General features: G+C 46.7%; 16 protein-coding genes. 4 read left to right on the plus strand and 12 right to left on the minus strand.

The features are described from left to right. Window positions 1-489: 489 nt before the first annotated feature. Together R3289_RS07265 and R3289_RS07270 are read right to left on the minus strand one after the other, a co-directional pair. The gene (locus tag R3289_RS07265; protein ID WP_318925031.1) at window positions 490-1,275 is read right to left on the minus strand and encodes a LytTR family DNA-binding domain-containing protein; all 786 of its coding nucleotides are present in this window, start codon (window positions 1,273-1,275) and stop codon (window positions 490-492) included. Between the two features lie 5 nt (window positions 1,276-1,280). After that, window positions 1,281-2,276, minus strand: coding sequence for a sensor histidine kinase (locus R3289_RS07270; RefSeq protein ID WP_318924858.1), 996 nt, complete (start codon window positions 2,274-2,276; stop codon window positions 1,281-1,283). 296 nt (window positions 2,277-2,572) lie between these two features. Between R3289_RS07270 and R3289_RS07275 the strand changes: the two genes are divergently transcribed. After that, on the plus strand, window positions 2,573-3,094 hold the full coding sequence (locus R3289_RS07275; protein WP_318924860.1) for a hypothetical protein: 522 nt from the start codon (window positions 2,573-2,575) through the stop codon (window positions 3,092-3,094). A 110-nt stretch (window positions 3,095-3,204) separates the two neighbouring features. On the opposite strand, the gene R3289_RS07280 is transcribed toward R3289_RS07275, so the two are convergent. Continuing rightward, window positions 3,205-4,386, minus strand: coding sequence for an amino acid aminotransferase (locus R3289_RS07280; protein WP_318924861.1), 1,182 nt, complete (start codon window positions 4,384-4,386; stop codon window positions 3,205-3,207). A 247-nt stretch (window positions 4,387-4,633) separates the two neighbouring features. Here R3289_RS07280 and R3289_RS07285 point away from each other — a divergent pair, with 247 nt between their 5' ends. Then, window positions 4,634-4,945, plus strand: coding sequence for a DUF3081 family protein (locus R3289_RS07285; RefSeq protein WP_318924863.1), 312 nt, complete (start codon window positions 4,634-4,636; stop codon window positions 4,943-4,945). A 203-nt stretch (window positions 4,946-5,148) separates the two neighbouring features. Here the strand turns inward: R3289_RS07285 and R3289_RS07290 are convergent, their stop codons facing one another. Further along, window positions 5,149-7,860: an HAD-IC family P-type ATPase gene (locus R3289_RS07290; protein ID WP_318924864.1), complete on the minus strand. Its 2,712-nt coding sequence runs from the start codon at window positions 7,858-7,860 to the stop codon at window positions 5,149-5,151. Between the two features lie 346 nt (window positions 7,861-8,206). Here R3289_RS07290 and R3289_RS07295 point away from each other — a divergent pair, with 346 nt between their 5' ends. Beyond that, window positions 8,207-8,374, plus strand: coding sequence for a hypothetical protein (locus tag R3289_RS07295; protein WP_318924865.1), 168 nt, complete (start codon window positions 8,207-8,209; stop codon window positions 8,372-8,374). A gap of 69 nt (window positions 8,375-8,443) precedes the next feature. Here the strand turns inward: R3289_RS07295 and R3289_RS07300 are convergent, their stop codons facing one another. The 8 genes from R3289_RS07300 to ygeW all read right to left on the minus strand — a co-directional run bounded on the left by R3289_RS07300 (window position 8,444) and on the right by ygeW (window position 22,685). Further along, window positions 8,444-10,159: an NAD-dependent malic enzyme gene (locus R3289_RS07300; protein WP_318924866.1), complete on the minus strand. Its 1,716-nt coding sequence runs from the start codon at window positions 10,157-10,159 to the stop codon at window positions 8,444-8,446. A 299-nt stretch (window positions 10,160-10,458) separates the two neighbouring features. Further along, on the minus strand, window positions 10,459-14,103 hold the full coding sequence (gene nifJ / locus R3289_RS07305; RefSeq protein WP_318924867.1) for a pyruvate:ferredoxin (flavodoxin) oxidoreductase: 3,645 nt from the start codon (window positions 14,101-14,103) through the stop codon (window positions 10,459-10,461). A gap of 9 nt (window positions 14,104-14,112) precedes the next feature. Then, window positions 14,113-15,744, minus strand: coding sequence for an NAD(P)-binding protein (locus tag R3289_RS07310; RefSeq protein ID WP_318924868.1), 1,632 nt, complete (start codon window positions 15,742-15,744; stop codon window positions 14,113-14,115). Window positions 15,745-16,026: 282 nt separating this feature from the next. Then, on the minus strand, window positions 16,027-16,929 hold the full coding sequence (gene arcC, locus R3289_RS07315; RefSeq protein ID WP_318924869.1) for a carbamate kinase: 903 nt from the start codon (window positions 16,927-16,929) through the stop codon (window positions 16,027-16,029). A gap of 53 nt (window positions 16,930-16,982) precedes the next feature. Continuing rightward, complete coding sequence (hydA, locus tag R3289_RS07320) at window positions 16,983-18,428, minus strand: dihydropyrimidinase (protein ID WP_318924870.1); 1,446 nt, start codon at window positions 18,426-18,428, stop codon at window positions 16,983-16,985. A 268-nt stretch (window positions 18,429-18,696) separates the two neighbouring features. Next, complete coding sequence (locus R3289_RS07325) at window positions 18,697-19,917, minus strand: YgeY family selenium metabolism-linked hydrolase (protein WP_318924871.1); 1,221 nt, start codon at window positions 19,915-19,917, stop codon at window positions 18,697-18,699. Window positions 19,918-20,044: 127 nt separating this feature from the next. Next, window positions 20,045-21,250, minus strand: coding sequence for a diaminopropionate ammonia-lyase (gene dpaL, locus R3289_RS07330; protein WP_318924872.1), 1,206 nt, complete (start codon window positions 21,248-21,250; stop codon window positions 20,045-20,047). Window positions 21,251-21,497: 247 nt separating this feature from the next. After that, a complete protein-coding gene (gene ygeW, locus R3289_RS07335; protein ID WP_318924873.1) occupies window positions 21,498-22,685 on the minus strand; it encodes a knotted carbamoyltransferase YgeW in 1,188 nt (395 codons plus the stop codon). A gap of 438 nt (window positions 22,686-23,123) precedes the next feature. On the opposite strand from ygeW, the gene R3289_RS07340 reads away from it, so the two are divergent. Beyond that, on the plus strand, window positions 23,124-24,878 hold the full coding sequence (locus R3289_RS07340) for a sigma 54-interacting transcriptional regulator (protein WP_318924874.1): 1,755 nt from the start codon (window positions 23,124-23,126) through the stop codon (window positions 24,876-24,878). The last annotated feature ends 9 nt before the right edge of the window (window positions 24,879-24,887 follow it).

Below are 24,887 nucleotides of genomic sequence, written 5' to 3' on the forward strand. Positions count from 1 at the left end.
TTTATATTGTCTATAAGGGTAGGCGGTCGTAATGGTTCTTGCGTTATTCTTTACCTCCCTCATTGATGTAGCCTTAGACTAAGGCTATCGGAGAGCTCATATTAAACAATGAGATAAATGGCGTATAATAAGGATAAAAGGGAAATAAACCGATAAACGGTTTTCAATCCACTTCAACTCTGGTGCAGAATTCTAAGTAATGCCAACCAGTTCAATTCAAGGGGAATAGCGAAGGGTTGGCTGGCAGGGCAAACGCACGAAGAATGAAATTTCGAAATAAATCAACATTTTACGCTATTAGGGTTATTCCTGGCCTAGACTGTAACAGCTTGATTTCCAATTACTTTGTGATTTTCATGCTCTTGCCCTGGGTTGGCTGGCCCTTTCGAGTAAATTGGACACATAAGTGGACAGTCTGGACCACTTCCGAAAGGTGAGAGTTAGCGACCGCAATTCTTCTGCATATTGAAGTCACCAGGGGATATCTACTCACATTTGCTTAAATAAGCCTTGAGCATTACGACTGACCGCCAACTTTTCACCATTATTTTGCAAATAAACACTCATCCTCCCTGCAAAATCCCGTTTCACTTTGTCTATTGCATCAACCCGTACAATCGTAGAGCGGTGTATTTGCCAGAAAACATCCGGGTCAAGCTGCTTAATTAGCTCTTTTAGCGGTGTACGAATAAGATACTCATCATCATGGGTGTAAACGCTGACATATTTAGCTTCCGCATGCAGATAATTCACTTCATCAACTGATATCAAGCAAATATCGTCACCTTTACTGGCCCTTATCCAACGTAAGTACTGATTGGCAGGACTCTGTATTGTGGCAACTAAGCTCTGTAATGCATCAATCGATAATTTATCCCCACCTTGTGACGCAGAGTAACGATTTTTCAGATAATGCTGAATACGCTCACACGTTTGCAGCAAACGAGTTTCGTTAAATGGCTTAAGCAAATAATCTATTGCCTGCTCCTCAAATGCCTTTATCGCATATTCATCATATGCAGTAACAAAAACGACTAGTGGTACCTTATTGATCGACTTCAACGATTTAGCGACCGAAATTCCGTCAAGTCCTGGCATTCTAATATCAAGGAAAGCAATATCGGGTTGATATTGCTTAATACTGGCTAACACTGATTTACCGTCTTTCTCGCTTGCCACTACTTCAAGTTGCGGCCATACTTCTGCAAGTGTTTTGTTTAAATGATAACGCAGCAGCGGTTCATCATCTGCGATAACGGCAGTGTAAGATAACATTTCCTTCATATTGAATGCCCTCCAGGCAATAGCTCCATTTTAGCTATAACCCCCCCTATTTCCGGGGCAGAGATGAATAATCTAGCGTCCTCGCCATAAAGCCCTTTCAAACGCTGACGAATATTATCTAAACTAACACCATGCCCGGCATGCATCGACGGATGATTAAACCCTACACCATTGTCTTTGACTTCAACAATCAGCTTATTATTTTCACAACAAAGGCACACTACAATTTCACCGCCGTCTTCACAGGGCTCAATGCCATGATAAATTGCATTTTCCACCAGAGGCTGAAGCATATGTGGGGGGATCTCCCATTGCTTGTCCACGCTATCATTGACAATAAACCGGTAATTGAGTCTGTCACCTAAACGCATCGATTGAATCCCTAAGTAAGCATCGAGTAAATCAATTTCATCACCAAGCATGATCCACTGCCGACGACTCTTCTTTAAACTAATTCGTAATAACTCAGTAAGTTGTTCTAACAACTTCGTCGCTTTCCTAGGGTCGGCATCAATAAGGACTTGTAAATTGGCAAGAGTATTAAAAAGAAAATGCGGTTCAATCTGACTTTGTAAGACTTGCAACTGACTGACGACTAATGCACGCTCCTGCTCCGTCTGCGTAAGTTTAACTTGTTTCAGCTCATTTTCGATCAATAACGCCTTTTCTCGATTATAAAAAAAATAATAAATAATCGACGAGAAGAAAATACAAAAACTGATAAGATAAAAAATCTGATTATAATCTTTACTATTTACAAACCACACTGACCATAACAGGGCATGTATTGTTCCGAAAACTAAGGTTCCGCCAACCACAACGATAAAACCAATGAAAGGTGGCCAGTACGCACGATTATTTTGAACCATGTAGTTAATTATATTACAAATGCCACCGTATCCGAATGAGATAATCAAGTGTCGACTGAAAGCTCCTCCTATAATCACGTAGGTTATACAGGAGATAGCAAAGCAAAATAAAATGCTAATCACTGCATTCCTTAGTACATGACTTATCCTACTAGTACTCACGGCTTACATCCATTATCTATATTAATCTGATGGGAGGTATACTAAAGCTGAGATCAATATGCAACAAGTCACCTTGATGTAAGTATGAACTCACTCTTTTTCATTCTGTTTTATGAGAAGAAGGGATTTATGGTGCAATGCATCGTATCAGGAATCAGTATTATCGTTAGCCATTAATTAAGCTTTTAGCGCCTACCCCATACCTTATCGCATTATTTTGCGGTATGGTGTGGGGCTCAAACAAAAGAATAGATGATATGCAGTTAATGATTGAACAGCTCAACAAATTAAAAAATGCCTGGATGGCAAGCCACGTCACCGACGCTGAATTTCCGACACCACTCAGCGAGAAGGGATTGGCCTTGTATCAAGCAAAACAACTGCAGCTTTCATCTCAACTGATATCCTCTATTCCAGATTGTGCTACATCTTCTCTTTCTTTCTATCCTGTCGATTGTCACCCGCTGACCATCAGGTATTCGTTGGTACTTGCCAGCCAATGGGCAAAAGAAGCCGACAAAGATGCGCTCATTGAATATCTCACTCAAATTATGTTCGAACAAGATGCTCCGGCTCAGCTCTACGTTGGCTTTTATAAAGGAAAACCAGCCGCCTGCGGTATGATTTATCATCACCAGTCAGATGAGGGAAACTGCGCGCTCATTGCAGATGTTCATGCACTGCCCCTCGCTAATCAACAAGCGTTGCAAGATGAAATGGAAAACTACCTTCTCAACAAAGCAAAAGAAGACCATGACATTCTTGTTTTAACAAAATAATGGAAGTGATACCTTCTTATGAACGGAGGAGTATTGCTGCCGGACGAAATGATAGAAATGGGGTTTAAATAAACCCCATTTCAATTAACAAATCCACCCGCTGAAGCTATTTACCGAGAGACGGTTAATAGCGCATTTGCCAGATAATTAATTTGCTGTTCTTGAAGACCCGCAATATTTACACGGCCATCACCAACCGCATAAATCGCGAATTCTTTACGCAGGCGTTCGATCTGCTCAGGGGTTAAACCTGTAACTGAAAACATACCTTTATGTTTCTCGATAAAATCAAATGAATCAGATCCCTGAGTACGAATAGCTTGTGTCAGGCCAGCGCGTAAACTCCGTAAGCGGCCATTCATCTCACCAAGCTCTTGTTTCCAGACAGCCGTTAAATCATCATCGGTCAGAATCGTCGCAACGACTGCCGCACCGTGATCTGGCGGCATTGTATAAGTAGAACGCGCTAACTGCAGAATCCTCCCTTTCGCCTTTTGGGCTTCCTGCAAGCTATCACTGATCACAATCGCGGCACCGGTACGTTCACGATACAAGCCAAAATTCTTTGAACATGAGGTCGCGACAATCAACTCTTCGACATTATCAGCCATGTATTTAAGGCCTGCTGCATCTTGCTCTAAACCATCACCGAAACCTTGATAAGCAATATCAACAAATGGAAGGAAACCATTTTGATTTGCAAGTGCTGTTATCGCTTGCCAGTCGGCAAAAGAAATATCAGCACCGGTTGGGTTATGGCAGCAACCGTGTAGCAATACCACATCTTTAGGCCCGGCTTTTGCCAGTTCCGCCAACATAGCATCACTGTTCACTTGCTTGGTCGCAGAATCAAAATACGGATAATATTTCACAGTCAGTCCAGCGGCTTCCATGACAGGCTTATGATTGACGTAGCTGGGATTTGTTAACCATACCGTGGTATCCGGCTGGGCAAGACGCATCAAATCGGCCAACATACGCAACGCACCACTTGCACCGGGGGTTTGAACTGCGGCCGCCCGGCTATGTGCTGAGGTGCCTGATAGCAATAAATCCATCATCGACTGGTTAAATACTTCATCACCCGCCAGACCGACATAGGCCTTGGTTGTTTGCGTAGCCAGCAAGTATTGCTGTGCCTGCTGAACAGCCTGCATAATGGGCGTTTCACCTTGACTGTTCCGGTAGACACCAATCCCCAAATCCATTTTATCTGCCCGGCTATCTTCACGGTAGGCTATTGAAAGAGACAAAATAGGATCGAGCTGTGCTTGTGTAAGCTGCTTAAACATCAGATAAATTCCGTTTTTACTGTTAATCACTTCAAATTATCACTTCCGATTCAAAACGTCACGATGAAACCGTCCTCTTTTTACTTGCCTCCCACACCTACATTTAGAGAGATAGACATAATAGTGATCGAGATTAATATAATCCTAACCGCCCTTGCATCCTCACAATGACGGCCTAGATTTATATAATAAGTAAAAGGGATTTACGTCTTCATCTACATTATCAGCCTGAGATCAGGAGAGATTTATGAAAAACAGTGTTGATGTTCGTACCCTGCTAAGTGTGTATGAAAAAGTAAAAACGCAGGGCCAGCGTAAGGACAACCAATGTAAGCTAGAAGATATCACCTGCACCGAGAGTTTGGATGGTTACAGTGTGAGTCTGGCAGACGACAATGTCAGCCTGGATATCAACTTTCACAATACGTACCACTTCCATACTGATAATGACAACCCAGAAACCACCATCAATCAAACCACAGCAGATATACATAATAATAATGAGGCCCAGGTTCAGGCTTTTCTAAAAAAACTGATGGCGTTAGACGAACGCTATTAGCGTCCCATATGAGAATTGGATACTCAGTGTTAAGACTGTTCATCTCCTTAATACCCATAAAAACAAATGATGGACGTTACGGTTAACGGCGGAAATCACGGTCGATATTAACAAAACACACCCAAATTGCTCTGCCACATTCATAAAAGCCAGCTTAATTGCTGGCTTTGTTACATTTTCCCATTGAAACAAGGCACATAAACCTAGGCAGGGTTCCTTCGAAGAGAGCGGCGACGCCACCATTTGTGGAGCTCTTCAACCACGAATAAGCTGGAAGCGATCAGCAACAGTTGGCCCCACTCGGCTAAGGAAATCGGTTGGATCGCCAATACGTCGCTGATCCCCGGGGTGTACATGGCGGCAATGTGTACCAGTTGGGCAATAGGAACAGCTAACATCAAAAACGGATTAGCAAAGAGGGAAAGAGAAAAGAGTGACAGCGTTTCAGAACGGCTATTAAGCGCATGAATATTACCAAACAATACCATTAGCATCAGGGTCAGGTTTCTCGCCTGCTCCACAGGCTGGCCGGCATCAAGAGCAAGATAATAATTAATAAATGCCAACCCGCCCATCACGGTTCCGGAAATCAGAATATGCTCAATAATTATTTTTTCAAAAATCGGCTCTCTGGGTTTTCTTGGCTTAAAGCTAAGTTCATTGCCTTCTTTAGGTTCAAACGCCAGGGCGACGTCCTGCAACCCATTGGCGACTAAGTTCAGCCATAACAGTTGAACAGCGATCATTGGCATCGGCAAGCCGGCAATAACCGAGAGGAAAAACAGCCAAAGAGCAGAAAATCCGGTTGCCACCAATAAGGCGATAACCTTGCGTATATTGTTGTAAACCACACGGCCTTGCTCGATACCGGACACGATAGAAGCAAAGTTATCGTCAGTAATAATGAGATCCGCCGTTTCTTTCGCAACATCTGTTCCGCGCTTTCCCATTGCGATGCCGGTATTTGCCTGGCGCATAGCCGGTGCATCATTCACGCCGTCTCCGGTTACCGCAACAAAATGGCCCTGGCGCATAAAACTATCGACTATCTGCTCCTTTTGTTGCGGTTCAATACGGGCAAAAACGCGGATCGGTCTGATTAAGTCGTCTGCGGCTTTCAGACTTTGGGCATTGGCCTGATGGATCATACTTCCTGTGACAACAGCGGCATCTTGTTCACACAGACCAAGCTCTATGGCAATCGACTTTGCAGTAGCCGGGTGATCACCGGTGATCATCGCGACTTCAATCCCCCCGTTACGGCAGCGGGTTATCGCATCAAACGCTTCTTTACGTACCGGATCAATCATAGCCACCATACCTAGAAAGTTCATTTTCTCTAATGTCTTATGGCTGTTTTCAATCACTTCCCGTTTGGCCAGGGCAATAATCCGGTAACCTTGTTTAGCCAGAGATTCAAATTGATCTTCGATCAATGCCTTGTCAATGTCGACCGGCCCTGATGCCGTTTCCATTTGACTACACATACTGAGCATTTTTTCAGGGCTGCCTTTGGCATACAGCCAAGCACTGTCACCATCAAGATTCACGCTGCCGCTATAGGCTTTTTCTGGTTCGTAAGGGATAAGCTCCAGCTGGGTCTGCTGTTGCCGCAGTTGCGTGATCGACATCCCCAGCTTTTTAGCTAACACCAGAAATGCAACGTCGACGATATCACCGTCCGATACCCATTCTCCTCCGGCATAACTAAGATGGCTTTCATTGGCCAAGACACCAGCAATACACAACTGCTGCAGGTGTTGTTGTTCGGTATTACCGCAAATTTCACCGCCAGGAGCGATCCCTTCTCCCGTCACCTGAAAAGCCTTATTGTCTGGCAGTACTACCTGACGGATCGTTAACTCATTTACGGTCAATGTGCCCGTTTTATCAGAACAGATAAAGGTACACGAACCTAGCGATTCCACGGCGATCAGTTTACGGATAATGACATTGTTTTTGGCCATTCGCCTCATACCGATAGCCAGAGCGACAGTCAGCGCGGCGGGCAACCCCTCAGGTATCACCGAGACGGCGAGGCCAATGGTCATTAAGATAATGGCTTCGGTGGTATAGCTCCCTTTCAGCAACATCATGATCGTAAGCGTTAAGATTGCGATAAAAATACCGCCAGCGACCTGATAGGTAAAAGCCCGGATGCGGATCATCAATGGTGGTTCGGAGACACGCTCTTTCGTGACATGGCGAGCAATACGCCCGATCTCGGTATGGGTCGCCGTTGCGGTTACAATGGCCTGAGCACGTCCGTGGGTAATAATACTACCCGCAAAACACTGGTTTACCCTTTCCGACAACGGCGCGTCCTCAGCAACCTTGGCCCAGGGATTTTTACTCACAGCCAGAGACTCACCCGTTAACATCGATTCATCAACAGCCAAATTGTGGCAATTAATAAGGAGTACATCTGCGGGCACCTTGTCGCCGGAAGAGAGCAGAAGCAAATCACCCGGAACGATTTCTTCGACATCAATAGTGCGGGCAATACTGTCACGGATGACATGGGTTACACCTTTGACCATATTCCGTAATGCCGCTGCAGAGCGTTGGGCAGAATACTCCTGAACAGTGCCTATAATGGCGTTAAGGATCAGCACCACAATAATAAAGATACCACTAGGGTTTTGCCCCAGAATGAATGAAACAATGGCGGCAATAACCAGAATATAAATAAACGGACTTAAAAACTGTCGGGCAAATATTTGTACCGTTCCGGGCATCGGAGGCTCAGGCAACCGGTTGATACCATATTCTTTCAGTCTCTCTTCAGCATTTTTTTGTGTTAAGCCAGCACCAGTGTTTTGATCTGCGGAACCAGTCTGAGCAGCGCTTACAGCCTCTGTATTTTGCTCAGCAGATCCTGATTTTATTCCTTCTTTCAGCGAATTTAACGTCATGTGCTAATTCCCGCTATAAATAATATCAGTCGGGACAGTTATCCCAATTGATATAACATTCTTATTCCCGTACGCCCAAACCAGCTATTCATCATCCAGCCGAATATCCGATTAAAATGGATGCATGTCAGTTTTTAATACTGATAAGAATAGACTGAAAAATATGTAAAGTGAGACATTATGCAACTAGAGTGTTATTCAATTTGTATTCTTCGCAGATGATCAATGTTGGTTCAGATTCAATTCAATATCGCTGGTTTATTGTCTATAGGTATATTCAAGTCACTACAAGAGATTCAGAGCTTCCTCTGGAAACTCAATTCGAGCGAAATGAGAGGGAAACCAAGTGAACACACAAAAAATGAGCCCCAAAGAACAAGAAATCGTACTTGCGACGTTACATGAATGCTACCGACGACTTAAAGCCGCAAATACCACTCCAAAAGAAATCTCACAAGATGGCTTTAACCTGATGTTTAAATCCGCTTACCAGGGCGTAACAAAAAAACACTAATGGGTGTGGTCAATGTTCTCAACGAAAAGCCCAGCTTTCACTGGGCTTAACGCATGTCCTTACATGCTTTTATACCCTTCTGTAAGGCAGGTAAACAGGTTCCCACATTTGTTGAGCAAGTTCTTGTTGAATATTTTTACCTCGAAGCAGGCTATTCGGTTCAGTGGCTTGCATATTTTCAAGAATACTGGTTGCCACCACAACAGAGACTTCCTTCAGTTTACTGATCCTCGGGTATACGCATCCCGCAGCCAGATCTTCCTCTGAAACACACTCAGCCAAGGCGTAAGAAGCCATAGTGAACATGTCAAGGGTGACTTTCTGGGTTTGAGAAACTATCGATGCCAATCCCACACCAGGGAAGATAAAGACGTTATTACCCTGGCCGATCCGGTACTCATGGCCGTTGTAGTTAACATTATCAAATGGGCTTCCGGTGGCGACAATAGCCTGACCATCACTCCATTTGTAAATATCTTCTGGTATCGCTTCGCAGTTTGCGGTGGGGTTAGAAAGCGGAAATACCATTGGTCGTTTGGTGTATTCCAGCATCTTCTGAACGTGCTCTTCTTTAAATGCGCCGCCGATACCACTGGTTCCCAATAGCACCGTTACCGGATGGTTGTTGATAAGTTCTGTCAGAGAAACCTTGCCGAGCACTTCAGTGTGCCAGCCTTCAGCCAGTGCGCGAGGTTTGGCATAGCGTTTCTTGTATTCATCCAGACCATCCCGATCATCAAACACTAAGCCTTGCGAATCGAGTACAAATATTTTTTCCCGCGCCGCAACATGCGAGCAACCTTCTTTGAGTAGGCCCGCGTAAATCTGATCGGCGACCCCTACTCCACCAGCACCTGCCCCATAAACCACATAGGTTTGATCGGCAAGCTTCTCGTTTTTAATTTTCACCGCACCAAGTATACCCGCCAGCACAACGGAGCCTGTGCCTTGAATATCATCGTTAAATGACGGCAAGTCATCTTCGTAATCACTCAGGTTATCGAATGCATTGGATTTACTGAAATCTTCCCACTGCAATACCGCTTTCGGGAAGTGGCGCTTCACCTGCTTCACAAACTTACGGATGAAAGCCTTATATTCCTCGCCGCGCATACGTTTACGAGGCATCCCCAGATACATAGGATCATCAAGCAAATCCTGGTTGTCGGTACCAACGTCCAGTGCTATTGGCAGGCAATGTGCCGGATGAATACCAGCCCCCAGGGTATAAAGGGAAAGTTTACCAATTGGGATCCCCATTCCGCCGACACCCTGATCACCTAAGCCAAGAATGCCCTGGCTGTCGGTAACAACGATAATTTTGATGTCTTTGCCGATAAAGTGACGAGCCATCTCTCCCATTTCGTCAACACTATCTTCGGTAATGTACAGACCTCGCGCTTTTTGGTAACGGTGGCTAAATTCCTGGCATGCCTTACCGACGGTTGGGGTGTAGATGATCGGTGTCATTTCTTCTACATGACGGGATAACAATGCATAGAATAAGGTTTCGTTTCTATCTTGAAGGGCACGCAAGAAAAGGTATTTTTCAATATCTGTTGAGGCGTTTCTGAAGCCATCATATACACGGTTTAATTGATCATCGAAGGTTTGTACCCTTGGTGGAAGCAAGCCGCTCAACTGAAATGCTTCACGTTCTTCATAACTAAAGGCAGTGCTTTTGTTCAGGGTACGATCGTTGAGCAACTCGGTACCGGTTAATGAAACAGGTCGGAATTCATTGCCTTCTTCATCTTTCCACCTTAGGTATTTTCCTGTTGTCATGGTATCCCTCCACTATAAAAACAAATTATTATCAGTCCTCAAATGTCATCTGTCAGAAACGGCATGCGGTTTTATGCGAGGGCTGATTGGTTATCCCGTGATACTTAATAAATCAGTTGGTATCAGGATATGGCAAGTAATTGTATGCTTTTTGCAACATTAAAAATGTGAAGTAAAAGTGCCTGTCACAAGATGTCAGGCACTTTTATTCATTTCGAGACATGAGGGCCAGATTGTCTTCACCATTGCAATTACAGCGGTCGGAAGATAAACAGGCCTTGGTCCTTTTTCAGGTATAACTATTTGCCCTGCAACTCAACATGTGGCGCAACGGCTCCCTGAGGACGAGTGGCTAACTCTTCATATAACCGCCATTTACGTTCGGCCACAGTCTGCGCTTGAGCGGTAATATCACCGGCAAGTTCAGGGTGACTACGGCGTAAGCTCTGATAGCGCCCTTCGTTGTAGCGATACGCTTCCAGCGGGATCGTCGGACGTAATGTATCGAGCGAGAACGGATTCTCACCCACATCACGCAGTTCCGGGTTATAGCGGAATAATGGCCAGTGACCGGATTTAACCGCAAGCTGCTGCTGGTGCAGGCCATCTTCCATATTAATGCCGTGAGCAATACAGTGGCTGTAGGCAATAATGATTGATGGACCGCGGTAAGCCTCAGCTTCCCGCATCGCTAATAGCACCTGTTGCGGATCTGCCCCCAGCGCGACACGAGCAACATAGACGTTATTGTAAGAAATAGCCTGCATCGCGACGTCTTTCTTGATCGCTTTTTTACCGGCTGAAGCGAATTTCGCCACTGCGCCTAACGGGGTGGATTTCGACATCTGACCGCCAGTATTGGAATACACTTCGGTATCCATCACCAGCACGTTAACATCGGCACCACTGGCCAATACATGATCCAGACCGCTTGAGCCAATATCGTACGCCCAGCCGTCCCCCCCAACAATCCAGATTGAGCGGCGGATCAGCTGATCGGCGACAGATATCAGGTTCAACGCAGATTCTGTTCCGAATGCTTTAAGCTCCGTTTTAAGCAGATCAACACGCTTGATCTGTGCCTGAATTTCCGTTTCGGTATTTTGTTCAGCATTCAGTAATTGATCAACCAATAACGGATCGAGTCGGTCGCGGTTTTCCACCACCAACTGTTTCGCCATTTCGTGTTGCTTCACAGCAGCCAGACGGAAACCAAAGCCGAACTCGGCATTATCTTCGAACAATGAGTTCGCCCAGGCAGGCCCCCGCCCTTCGGCATTTTTCGACCATGGTGTAGTCGGTAAGTTACCGCCATAAATAGACGAGCAGCCCGTAGCATTGGCCACCATCATCCGATCGCCAAATAGCTGTGACATCAACTTAAGGTAAGGGGTTTCACCGCATCCCGCACATGCACCAGAGAACTCAAACAGTGGCTGCAGGAACTGCGCCCCACGGACATTCGAGAAGTCGATACGGGCACGTTCGTTGTAGGCCAACGCCTCAAAGAAGCTCAGGTTCTGCTTCTCTTGCTCCAGATAAGGCGCTTTCAGCTCCATATTGATAGCTTTGCGCTCGGGCAACGTTTCTGTCGCTTCTTGCACGACCATCGGGCAGGCATCGACACACAAGCTGCAACCGGTACAATCTTCGGCGTAAACCTGTAATGTGTAACGTGTATCCGGGAAGCCTCGGGCGGTAATGCCCGCAGATTTGAAGCCTTGTGGGGCATCATCCAGTTTCGACTTGTCGTAGAACTTGGCCCGAATCGCCGCATGCGGACAAACAATGCTGCAGTTACCACACTGGATACAGTCATCTTGCTCCCAGACTGGAATTTTCTGGGCAATATTGCGTTTTTCCCACTGCGTCGTACCTGACGGATAGGTGCCGTCGACCGGTAGCATCGAGACAGGAATAAGATCGCCCTTGCCCGCCATCATCGCCGCAGTGACTTCCTGGACAAACTTCGGCGCGAGTTCGGAAACTGTTGGTTTTGACACCCCCGTCGCCGTGACCTTATCTTGTACCTTCACCTGATAAAGGTGAGACAGGGTATGGTCAACCGCGGCAAAGTTTTTCTTTACCACTTCGGGGCCTTTACGGGCGTATGTTTTCTCTATCGCTGTTTTAATTTTAGCAATGGCAACGTCTTTTTCTAACACCCCGGAAAGGGCAAAGAAACACGTCTGCATAATGGTATTGATGCGATTGCCCATGCCGGTATCACGCGCCACTTTATAGGCGTCGATCACATGCAGGGTCATATTGCGTTCGATCAGTTGCTGCTGCATTCTTGCTGGCAGGCTGTCCCATACCTTATCCGCAGGTTCAGTCGTATTTAGCAAGAATGTCGCGTTATCCGCCGCTTTCGCCAGCATGTCTGTACTTTCAACAAAGGTTGACTGATGACAGGCAATAAAATTAGCCGACTGGATCAGGTACGGACTGTTGATCGGATGATGGCCGAAACGCAGGTGCGATTCGGTCTGCGAACCCGATTTTTTTGAATCGTAGACAAAGTAACCCTGAGCAAAATAGTCCGGATCATCTCCGATGATCTTGATGGTATTCTTATTCGCGCCTACCGTGCCGTCAGCCCCCAGGCCATAGAACATGGCGCGCACCACTTCGCTGGATTCAATATCGAAATCAGCATCGTAAGCGAGATGCGAGTTCATCACATCATCAATAATACCGACGGTAAAATGGTGCTTAGGCTGTTCTTTCGCAAGATTATCAAAGACGGCTTTAACCATCGCTGGTGTGAATTCTTTACTCGACAAGCCATAACGACCAGCCACTAAGCGTGGCATCTGCTCAAGGCGATTCTGTCCCTCACCATTAAAAGAATCCATCAATGCGGTCAGCACATCCTGATAGAGCGGATCGGCATTGGCTCCCGGCTCTTTGGTACGATCTAATATCGCCAGTTTTTTCGTTGTCTTTGGCAGTGCCGCCATCAGATGCTCTGCCGAAAGAGGCCGGTACAACCGCACTTGCAGCACACCGACTTTCTCGCCCTGTGCAACTAAATATTCGACAGTCTCTTTGATGGTTTCGACACCCGATCCCATCGCAATCACTACCCGCTCGGCATCTGGCGCACCGTGGAATTCGATCAGCTTATAATGGCGCCCCGTTAGCTTGCCCAGTTTATCCATACAGCCCTGAACAATGTCCGGGGTACTGGCATAAAACGGATTAACCGTTTCGCGACCCTGAAAATATACATCCGGGTTTTGCGCCGTGCCACGAATGAACGGAGTATCAGGACTCAAACCACGTTCACGGTGTGCCCGTACCAATTGGTCTGAGATCATTTCCCTGATATGGGCATCAGAAATCAGACTGATCTTGTTCACTTCATGGGAGGTCCTGAAACCATCAAAGAAGTGAATAAACGGAATACGTGCATCGAGCGTTGCGGCATGAGCCACCAGCGCCATATCGTGCGCCTCTTGTACCGAGGAAGCGGCAAGTAGTGCAAACCCCGTGCCCCGTGCGGCCATAATATCCTGATGATCACCAAAAATAGACAGCCCCTGAGCCGCCAGCGACCGTGCGGCGACGTGGAATACCGCGGATGTCAGCTCGCCAGCAATTTTGTACATGTTGGGCAGCATTAACATCAAGCCTTGCGAGGCCGTAAATGTCGTTGTTAGCGCACCACTTTGCAGCGAGCCATGGACGGTACCTGCGGCACCGCCTTCACTTTGCATTTCCGCGATCAGCGGAATATTGCCCCAAATATTTCGTTTGTCTTCTGCGGCCCACTGGTCAGCAAATTCGGCCATAGTCGAAGAAGGTGTAATTGGATATATTGCACACACTTCACTGACGCGGTATGCAATATGTGCCGCGGCTTCGTTACCGTCACAGGTGTGCATCACTGGCATCGATGAAAGAGCCGCCTTCGACGAATGAATCGTTTTATCTGTCATGATCTGCTCCTAGTCCGTTTCAGCGGCTACCATTTCGATGGCATGACAAGGGCACTGCAAATAGCAAGCTTCACAGCCGGTGCACTTATCGTAATCAACCTTATATCCCTTACCTTTTCCTAAACGGGTAATTGCCCCCTGAGGACAGGCACCAAAACAGCCATCACATTCAAAACAGTTGCCACAGGAGTAGCAACGCTTGGCTTCAAACAGGGCTTCCTGTTCAGTTAACCCCCCGAAGACTTCGTCAAACGATGTGGCACGTTGTACTACGGGAATTGCCGGCTGCTCGCTCTTGTCTGCATCGGTTTTATACCAGAGGTGCAACTTGTCGTAGCGGATCAGCGGTTGTTTGGAAATTTTGCTGAAGGTACGTTTATTCAGAAAAGCATCGATATGCGCTGCGGCTTTCTTACCGTGACCGACGGCGATTGTAACCGTACGATCACTTGGCACCATATCACCACCGGCAAATAACCCGTGATAGCCGGTCATCATCTGTTCGTTAACGATAACGGTTCCGTCTTTTTTATGCTCAACACCCGGAATCGACTTGGTCAGTTTGGTATCGATATTCTGACCAAGAGCCAGGATCAGGGAGTCCGCCTCGACGGTTTCAAACTCCCCTGTAGGCTGCGGACGGCCATCGCCGTCTATCGCCATTTTCTCAAGGGTAAAGGTCGTACCATCAATTTGGTTAATCGTTCGCTGCCAGTGGAATACCACCCCTTCTTCCATCGCTTCAACGCATTCAAAATCATGGGCTGGCATGTGGGCACGGTCGCGACGGTAAATCACCATCACATCGGCCCCCTGACGCCTGGCCGTTCGCGCGGCATCCATTGCGGTATTGCCACCACCATACACGGCAACACGCTTGCCCAGTGCTGGCGCAGTATTCATTTCTGTTGCTCGAAGATACGAGACAGCATCATTTACTTTGCCGGGATCATCGTTGGGAATATCCAGCCCCCGTCCGACATGCGCGCCTATAGCAAGAAAGACAGCATCAAATTGCCCTCTTACTTTTTCTGCCAGCAAATCTTCGACGGTATGATTGAGCACAATCTTAATACCCATTGCTTCAATACGGGCGATTTCACTTTCCAGAATATCACGGGGTAAGCGGTAGGCAGGAATACCGAAATGCATCATGCCACCGGCCATTGGCGCAGCGTCGCGGATCTCGACATCGTGCCCTTTTCGTTTCAGGTGATACGCCGTTGCTAGGCCACTCGGGCCAGCCCCGACAACCAACACCCGCTTCCCGGTTGGTTGCGCATCAACACGCACTTGCCAGCCTTTTTCTATCGCCTGATCGCCCAGAAAACGCTCCACCGCATGAATACTGACAGCTTGATCAATATTGGCACGGTTACAGGCGGATTCGCACGGGTGGTAACAGACGCGACCATGGATCGCCGGCATGGGGTTGTTTTTGATCAAAGCCTGAAACGCTTCTTCGTATTGCTCTTCCTGCGCTAGCGACAGCCATTCCTGAATATTACTCCCGGTCGGGCAAGCATGGTTACAGGGCGGCAGGGAGTTGGAATAGATGGGGAATTTTGTTCTGACTGGTCCCGATCCCTTCTTGAGGGTGAGATCCGGAGGAAGGGTCATATCCTTTGGACAATTACTCATAATGCTCTACCTTTCTCTAAGTGCCTGGTGGCACAATAAAGAGCAAGCCACTCAATTCCATTGTTATGAGAAGCTTGCTGTTTCACATCGCTTTTTGTCTGTTCTTCTGCTTTGTCGGTACATCAGACTCGCTTTTAGGTGTCAATTTTTAGATATTGCTTTGTAGGGTAGATGTCGACAATGTAAACGATGAATATTTTTTCCATAAAAAAGTGTAGCCGTTCAAGTCTATGCCATTTCATTAATCTGCAACGAGATGAATAACTACATTTCACACATAACTTAAACCGCTACGCAGGTTCCGGCTTTTTCAGCCAGCACATCGAGGCCTTGTTCTAACGCGCCGATATACGCCCGACCGCCAAACTGGGCAAATTCAGCGGCGGCCTCAACTTTCGGCCCCATCGAACCAGCAGGGAATTCATGTTCACTTAGCTCGGCCGGTGTCACTGAACGCAACGCACGTTGCTGGTCTGTTCCCCAATCGAGATAAACGGCATCCGCATCGGTCAGGATCAGCAGCTTGTCAGCCTTTAACTGTTTAGCCAGTAATGTCGCGGACAGATCTTTATCAATCACCCCTTCTACGCCCCGGTAACCGAAATCTGAACGACAGACCGGGATCCCGCCGCCGCCACAGCAAATGACCATTTGCCCGGCTTCGAGCAAGGTATCAATTGAGGTTTTATCGAGAATGTTCATTGGCTTTGGCGATGGCACAACCCGGCGTAGAAATTCCCCATCGCGTTTCATGACCCAATTATTGGCTTCGGCTAAAATACCCGCTTCGTCTTCGTTATAAACCGGGCCGACAAATTTGGTAGGATCGAGCATGCTCGGATCATCAGCATCCACTTCAATGCGCGTTAACAAGCTTGCGACCTGAGTCTCCGGCATCAGGTTTTGCAACTCCTGGGCCAGCATATACCCGATCATGCCTTCACTTTCCGCCCCTAGAACATCTAATGGATACGGCGCTACTTTATCGTAAGCAAGATTCTGTAATGCTAACAACCCTACTTGCGGGCCATTGCCATGCACAATAGCAACACGGTATTCTCGCGCAATCTCGGCTATCGCTTTGGCGGCAATCTTGATATTGGCCAATTGGTTTTCAAAGCTCGGCGCATCACCGCGACGTAATAGGGCATTGCCGCCTAAGGCAACGACAGCTGTCGGTTTCATGTTGACTCCTTTATTTATAAGTTTATTTATCCCTTTTCTCTGCGGCCTATTTTTTAATCTTTCAGATTCTGCCGAAGAAAAGGCTCGCGACGAATAAAGCGGCCATTCCCTGCTTTCCCCATAAATTCGCCATTGCACGACACCACCTCGCCACGGCTGATGGTCATGACTGGCCAGCCATGGCTTTGTATTGCTTCATACGGGGTATAATCGGTATTGTCATGCAATAAATCGTGGCTGATGGTGACTTGCTGCTTCGGATCAAACAGCACTAAATCAGCATCAGAACCGGTGGCCAGACACCCTTTTAGCGGATAGATACCAAAGAGTCTGGCTGGCATATAACTGGTTAGTTCAACAAAACGGCTTGGGCTGATACGCCCTTTCATTACGCCTTCAGAAAACAACAGCGGCATTCGGGTTTCGACCCCCGGCATGCCATTCGGGCAAGCGGTAAAATTATCTTTGCCGCGCTGTTTCTGGGTCTGGTATGTGAACGAGCAATGGTCGGTTGCGACCGTATCAATGCTGCCGTCGGTTAATCCCGTCCACAATTTTTCCAACTCTTCTTTCGGGCGTAATGGCGGGCTGAGAATAAATTTCAGTGCATCTTCCTGCTCATAGCAGCTGTCATCAAGCAGCAGATATTGCGGGCAGGTTTCGGCCCAGACCGGTTGGCCGTTACGACGCGCCAGACGAATGTAATCCAGACCTAAGCCATTAGATAAGTGAACGATATAAAGCGGTGCGTCATCAGCCAGCCTTGCCAGATTGATCATTCTGCCAATGGCTTCTGCTTCGCATTCTAAAGGGCGGCTGATGGCATGGTATTTCGGGGCGGTTTTTCCGGCTTCAAGTAACTGTGTACGCCGGAGTGCTATCGCAGCATCATTTTCCGGATGAACGGTGGTTAAGGCGTTGACCTGATTCAATCGGCTCAGCGCCCGCAGTACGGATTCGTCATCCAGTTTATAGCCATAGGTGAGATAGAGCTTAAAGCTGGAGATCCCTTCCTGTTCAACCATAGAGGCCATTTCGTTCAGGATCTCGTCATTAACATGCTGGATAACGCCATGAAAGCTGTAGTCAATAACCGCTTTATCTTTGGCGCTCTCTTTATAAACGTTGAGTTGGTGGTGAAGGTTACAGCTCTTTGGTCCAAACCCCATATGATCGATGATCATGGTGGTGCCACCACATGCGGCTGAACGGGTGCCGGTATAAAAATCATCGCAGCTACGAGCAAAGCCCACATCAAGATTAAAATGAGTATGGACATCAATACCACCCGGCATGACGTACATACCAGAGGCATCAATGATCTTCGTCTCAGCAGGATAGTCACTTATTGACGGTGCAATTTGGGCAATTTTGCCGTCGACAATAAGAATGTCCTGATTGGTTTCGCTATGTGCATCAACCACGATGCCATGCTTAATTAAGGTAGCGCTGGCCTTAGAATTACCAGTCTCAATCGGGGAATGACCGCTTTGCTTCATAACGCTATCCTTCGCTTTATCTGCACTTGAAAATCAAATTACACTGGTCGCTTTAATCGCAACTATTTCGTTTAGTAACAAATAGACAGTGTCTGTTGACTGGCTAAAGGCCGACTCAGTTAGTAAACGAAATAGCAAAGATATTGCGGTTTAAACATAAGACAAAAGCCATCCCGAGGGGGATATGTGGTCAGCTCTCAGGCAGAGCGAGCTGACCCCCTCGGGACGGAAGTCGGTATCAATGTCGGCTACTCGCCAACATCGCTAATTACTTTTCACCTAACTGCTTCAGATACATCTGCGGGATCACAGCGTACATTGCAGCACATGTTACCAAGTGGTCTTTCCAGGTTTTCTCGTTTGGCGCATGTGCTTCTGGCTCTTTACCCGGACCGAAACCAATCACTGGAATGCCGTAACGGCCCATGATAGATACGCCGTTCGTTGAGAACGTCCACTTATCAACCGTTGGTTTCTTGTCAAATAGAAGCTCATAAGAAGCTTCCAGCGTTTTAGTCGCGACATGCTCTTCATCAATTAACCAAGTCGGGAAGTAGCACTCTGTTGGGTATACCAATCCGGTGTAGGCTGGACGGTTATATTCGTACATTGAAACAACCGCGTTAGCTTCTTGTACCGCTGGTAGTGCACGAATTTCGTCTAATGCACCTTCCCATGTTTCGCCCCAAGTTAAGCGACGGTCAATAGACACTGCGCAGCTATCTGCCACAGCGCAACGGCTTGGTGAGGTGAAGAAAATTTCAGACACGGTTAGTGTGCCTTTACCCAGGAATTCGTCATTTTTAAGATTATGAGAAAGTCCTTCAAGTTGGTTAAGGATCGGGCCCATCTTAAAGATCGCGTTATCACCGCGCTCTGGTGCAGAGCCGTGACAGCTCACCCCTGCAACATCAACACGAATTTCCATACGGCCACGCTGACCACGATAGATTTGGCAATCTGTCGGCTCTGTCGATACCACGAACTCAGGACGGATTTTGCTTTCTTCAATGATGTACTGCCAGCAAAGGCCATCACAGTCTTCTTCCTGAACCGTACCGGTTACAAGTAAGGTATATTCGTCTTCAAGGCCCAGATCTTTGATGATCTTACCGGCGTAGACCATAGATGCCATGCCGCCTTCCTGATCTGACGCACCACGACCACCGATGATTTCATCGTCTTCCATACCCTGGTACGGGTCAAATTCCCAGTTATCCATGTTGCCGACACCGACGGTATCAATGTGTGCATCCATCGCAATAAGATGCGGACCATGACCGATCCAGCCCAATACGTTACCCATTGGGTCGATTTCGACCTTGTCGAAACCCACTTTTTCCATTTCTTCTTTAATGCGCAGTACTACTTTTTCTTCGTCACAGCTTTCGCTTGGAATCGCAATCATATCGCGCAGAAAACGGCTCATATCCGCTTTATATTCTTGGGCTTTTTCTAGGACAGTGTTGAAAGGGATGTTCATTGTCATTTTAATTCTCCTTAAGTCGGATGGTGGTCATCACACCCGACATGATATTTTTGTCTTTAAGACCTGAAGCCCTGTTTACACGATGACAAAACCGAGCTCGCAAATTGTTATTGGATTCTGCTAGTAACTAAGCTGTTGTTGGGTGCTTACCTTCCCACACAACTTCACGGTAATGAACGGGATCGGTGTCACCTTCGGTGTTGATCAACAGCACTACGGAGTCTTTTGTCAGCCCCATTTTTGCCATCAGCTCTTCTCGCTGCGGATGGTAATATATAGCAGCTAGCAAGCCTGCTCCCACCGCGCCGGATTCACCGGATACCACACGAGGGTCAGAACCTAACGGATTGCCGAGAACACGCATACCAAGTGCAGCAACGTTGTCCTGGCACGAGACAAACTGGGTACTGCAGTCGCGCAGTACTGGCCAGCCGAGTGGGTTTGGTTCGCCACATGCTAATCCAACCATGATGGTGGCAAGATCGCCGTCAACGTTGACCATGTCGCCATCGGCACTGATACCAGAACGGTAAATACAGTCGGCCTGATCGGGTTCAACCACGACAGAATGCAGGTTGTCCGCACCAAACTTGTCGCAGAGATAGCCCAGTACCCCCCCCGCCATGGCACCGACACCGGCTTGCAAGAAGACATGAGTCGGCTGGTTGATACCTTGGCTTTGCATCTGATCTACCGCTTCTGCCGCCATTGTGGTGTAACCTTGCATGATCCAGGTTGGGATCTTGGTATAACCTTCCCAAGCGGTATCCTGCACTACTTTCCAACCACACTCTTCTGCCGTTTTAATGGCTAGACGCACGGTGTCATCGTAGTTCATATCAGTAACGATGCATTTTGCACCCAGTGCGCGAATGTTATTTACTCGCTCATCCGCTGCCCCTTTAGGCATATAGACCACAGCGTTCTGACCCAATTTATTGGCCGCCCAGGCGACACCGCGACCGTGGTTACCATCGGTTGCGGTTGCAAAGGTCATTTTTTCTGTGATGTCGGTTTTCAGTTTGTCAAAATCAAACGTGTTGATATCAAGCTGGTATTCATCACAAAGCAGACGGGCAATGGCATACGCGCCACCCAGCATCTTGAATGCACAGAGATCGAAGCGGTATGCTTCATCTTTAACGAGAATTTTTCCAACACCAATTTCTTTGGCTAAGCAGTCAAGTGATTGCAACGGTGTTGGTTGGTAGCCTTCAACTTTTTGATGGAAGGCGCGGGCTTTTTCCGCTTCATCAATGGTGAACAGAGAAGATTGCTGACCGTTATAATGGCGGTTATCGGCTATCTCCATTTTTAGAGAGAATGTAGACACGACCAGACCTCATTGATGTGAATAGAAAGAAAATGCGGGGATAACCGGAATCTGTTACCCCGCGAAGGGTTTGCATTTTTCCAACTGTATTAACTATATAATTGAATACAGATATAGCAGCTACTGTAGCTATTCAGCTCGCTGCTATTTTGTTCAAGAGCAACGAGGAAGCGCGGAGTTTATAAGTATAAATGAGCACTTCTGATGCCGTTATTGGGCAAAATAGCAAGACGATGAATAGTTAGTGTTATTTAACGCGCTTTTCGTACTCATCAAGCAGCTGTTGCAGTACGGCACCTGGTTCCTGGTACTTGCGGTTCATGATCATGGCCGCAATCACATATGGCTTCCAGCTGGCTTCTTTGTAGGTCGCGATGCGGTATTTTTCGAATACCGATTCTTCGACTTCACCTTCTTTACAAGAAACGCCGGTGATATCGGCAGGCAGGCAGTGCATGTACAACGCTTCACCGTCTTTGGTGTGCTTCATCATTTCTTCAGTGCAGTGCCAGTCTTTGTGATTAGCATTCTGAGCCAGACATTCTTGCTCAAGTGCTTTCAGACCGTCATGGTCATTGGCACGAAGTAGCTCGGTACGACGTTCCATTACCTGATAAGGCGCCCATGATTTTGGATATACGATATCAGCGTCTTTAAATGCCTCTTCCATCGAAGCAACCTGAGTGAAACTACCGCCAGATGCTTCAGCATTCTTGCGCGCTTGTTCGACAACGTCAGGAATAAGATCATAGCCTTCAGGGTGAGCCAACGTCACATCCATACCAAAACGGGTCATCAGGCCGATAATGCCTTGTGGCACTGAAAGTGGTTTGCCATAGCTTGGCGAGTAAGCCCAAGTCATCGCAATTTTCTTGCCTTTCAACTTCTTGAGGTCACCGAAATGCTCTTCCAACCAGGCAAGGTCGGCCATAGATTGGGTTGGGTGGTCAATATCACACTGAAGGTTAACCAATGCAGGACGATTAGGCAGTACGCCCTCTTTCACGCCTTCATCTAACGCTTCGCCAACTTCACGCATGTAAGCATTACCCGCACCTAAATACATGTCATCACGAATACCGATGGCATCGGCACAAAAAGAAATCATGTTTGCGGTTTCACGTACGGTCTCGCCGTGAGCGATTTGTGATTTACCTTCGTCAAGATCTTGCTGAGCGAGGCCCAGCATATTAATTGCCGATGCGTAAGAAAAACGAGTACGGGTTGAGTTATCGCGGAATAGCGAAATACCTAAACCATTTTTAAAGACGTTGGTTGCAATATTTTCCTGGCGCATCGCTTTTAAAACCTGCGCCGTTTTTAATACACGCTCCAGTTCTTCAGGGCTCTGCTCCCAGGTCAAGAGGAAATCTTTATTATGAAGTTCTGACTTTAGTTCATTGATTTCCTTGATAAGTTCATTAATGCTTTTCATTTTATTCTTCCCAGTTATTAATTCGATAGCCAGTTAGTGGTCTGTTATCAGGTTAGAAATTCGTTATTAAGCCTGTGGCTGGAAAAAGTCTGTCGGGTTATAACAGACGTCTGATTCTCTTAATCCAATTACTATGCCAACAACAGAATTCAAAATGAAAAAAATATTTTTTATTATTAAAACAGTGGGTTATAAGGTGAGATGATTTTATCCGTGTCTTCTCTGTTTCGCTCCTCACTATCACGGACTATCAGCGATAGCGACCAAAATGATAGTGACTCGATGTCGGTTTATCATATTGATATCTAGGTGTGATCTACCTTGCAATTCCTATTGCGCATCGCGATTCCATTATAAAATCCTGATGCACATCAAACTGATGAGTATTAATGTTTACTATGTTACTACGGTCTTTTCATTTAGAAATAGATTTATACTATGTTGAATACACTTCACCAGTCTGAATTAATGCAGTTACAGCCCACGATACTGCGATTCACGCAAATGCTTTCAGCCGTCTTACAGTTAGACGCAGAAGTGGTTGATGCTGATCTAGTTCGTATCGCTGGTACCGGCCCTTACAGTAAGTTTTTTGGAAAAAAACTGAATACCACCTCAAGAATATTTCGTTATATCCTTGAAACCCATCAGGAAAAAGTTGTAGTCAAGTCACGGACCGATCCTATTTGTGATGGCTGCTCCAATAAAGAAAGTTGTCGTGAAACCGCCTTTTTAGGCGTCCCTATTATGATCGAAGACCGTTGCATCGGCGTGATTAGCCTGGTGGCGTTTACTGAGGAGTCACGGGAAAAGATCAAAGAAAACGTCCAGTTATTCTCTGACTATATCCGGCATATTTCTCAAATTTTTGTCTCTAAAGTGCTGGAGTCCGGAGACAACGATAATGGACTAAGTAAAGTATTTACCAGCCTGATTGAAAATATGGATCAGGGGGTACTGGTACTTGATGACAATAACCGGGTGAAATACGGCAACGATCCGGCTTTGAATAACCTTAATATTTCCCGTGACGGATTGGCCCATATCGCAGTCAACATTCAGCCATTATCTTTCCATAACAATGAATTAAAAGGTCATCAACAACATATTATTTCATTAGGAGAACGCCAGGAGCTGGTTGTCGGCCAGTTCCATGATATTCAAGGCCACCAATTATTTTTAATGGCTTTCTACCAGCCCAATACGTCTTTTGAAATAGGCAAGCCGCCGCAACAATTGCGCAGCGTTATTGGCGAATGCAAGCAAATGCAAACACTTAAGACATTGATCAGCCGTATTGCCACAAGCCCTTCAAGTGTATTAATTAACGGTGAAAGCGGAACGGGTAAAGAAGTCATTGCCCACGCGGTGCACAACCTAAGCGATCGCAACGATAAACCCTTTGTTGCCATCAACTGCGCCGCAATTCCAGATCAGCTGCTTGAAAGTGAACTGTTCGGCTATGTCAGAGGTGCCTTTACCGGCGCTTCGAATAAAGGAAAGACCGGCCTGATCCAGGCCGCGAATAAAGGCACTCTGTTCTTGGATGAAATTGGCGACATGTCGATGACATTGCAGGCCAAACTGCTGCGTGTTCTTGAAGAACGTGAAGTCATGCCGATTGGTTCCAACACCGCAGTGCCTGTCGACATTCGGGTAATTTCAGCGACGAACCGTGATTTTTCTGAAATGATCGCGACCAACAAGTTCCGTGAAGATCTTTTTTATCGACTGAATGTCATTCCAATTCACCTTCCGCCACTTAAAGATCGTCAGGGAGATGTCGACATACTGGTACATTACTTCCTTGATATCCACACCCGGAAAATCGGGGTTGGTTATCCGGGTATCACCCCCAGTGTCATGACCCGGCTGAATAGCTATAACTGGCCGGGTAATGTACGCGAGCTCAGCAACTTAATCGAGTACCTGGTGAATGTTGTACCTGCCGGGGATATGATTGATGTCGATTTACTGCCACCTTATTTCGAACGTACGCCCTGTGAGAAACGCAGCGAACAGCACACTATGGATGACAGTATTATGAGCCTCGAAGAGATGGAAAAAATTCGCATCGAAGAGGCAATTAATCGCTTGGGTAATCGTAAGTTAGTCGCAGAAGAGCTAGGAATTGGTATTGCTACATTATACCGCAAGATCAAGAAATTCGAGTTAAGCTCTCATCACGCTTAATTCACATTT

Source organism: Photobacterium sp., assembly GCF_033720175.1.
Taxonomy (GTDB): domain Bacteria; phylum Pseudomonadota; class Gammaproteobacteria; order Enterobacterales; family Vibrionaceae; genus Photobacterium.

What these genes read in the sequence shown, in the direction of transcription:
- R3289_RS07275 (WP_318924860.1), top strand. Translation starts at nt 2,573, where the DNA reads ATGCAGTTAATGATTGAACAGCTCAACAAATTAAAAAATGCCTGGATG.
- R3289_RS07310 (WP_318924868.1), bottom strand. Translation starts at nt 15,744, where the DNA reads ATGAGTAATTGTCCAAAGGATATGACCCTTCCTCCGGATCTCACCCTC.
- R3289_RS07290 (WP_318924864.1), bottom strand. Translation starts at nt 7,860, where the DNA reads ATGACGTTAAATTCGCTGAAAGAAGGAATAAAATCAGGATCTGCTGAG.
- nifJ (WP_318924867.1), bottom strand. Translation starts at nt 14,103, where the DNA reads ATGACAGATAAAACGATTCATTCGTCGAAGGCGGCTCTTTCATCGATG.
- ygeW (WP_318924873.1), bottom strand. Translation starts at nt 22,685, where the DNA reads ATGAAAAGCATTAATGAACTTATCAAGGAAATCAATGAACTAAAGTCA.
- arcC (WP_318924869.1), bottom strand. Translation starts at nt 16,929, where the DNA reads ATGAAACCGACAGCTGTCGTTGCCTTAGGCGGCAATGCCCTATTACGT.
- R3289_RS07280 (WP_318924861.1), bottom strand. Translation starts at nt 4,386, where the DNA reads ATGTTTAAGCAGCTTACACAAGCACAGCTCGATCCTATTTTGTCTCTT.
- R3289_RS07300 (WP_318924866.1), bottom strand. Translation starts at nt 10,159, where the DNA reads ATGACAACAGGAAAATACCTAAGGTGGAAAGATGAAGAAGGCAATGAA.
- R3289_RS07325 (WP_318924871.1), bottom strand. Translation starts at nt 19,917, where the DNA reads ATGACAATGAACATCCCTTTCAACACTGTCCTAGAAAAAGCCCAAGAA.
- R3289_RS07340 (WP_318924874.1), top strand. Translation starts at nt 23,124, where the DNA reads ATGTTGAATACACTTCACCAGTCTGAATTAATGCAGTTACAGCCCACG.
- R3289_RS07285 (WP_318924863.1), top strand. Translation starts at nt 4,634, where the DNA reads ATGAAAAACAGTGTTGATGTTCGTACCCTGCTAAGTGTGTATGAAAAA.
- R3289_RS07265 (WP_318925031.1), bottom strand. Translation starts at nt 1,275, where the DNA reads ATGTTATCTTACACTGCCGTTATCGCAGATGATGAACCGCTGCTGCGT.
- hydA (WP_318924870.1), bottom strand. Translation starts at nt 18,428, where the DNA reads ATGAAGCAAAGCGGTCATTCCCCGATTGAGACTGGTAATTCTAAGGCC.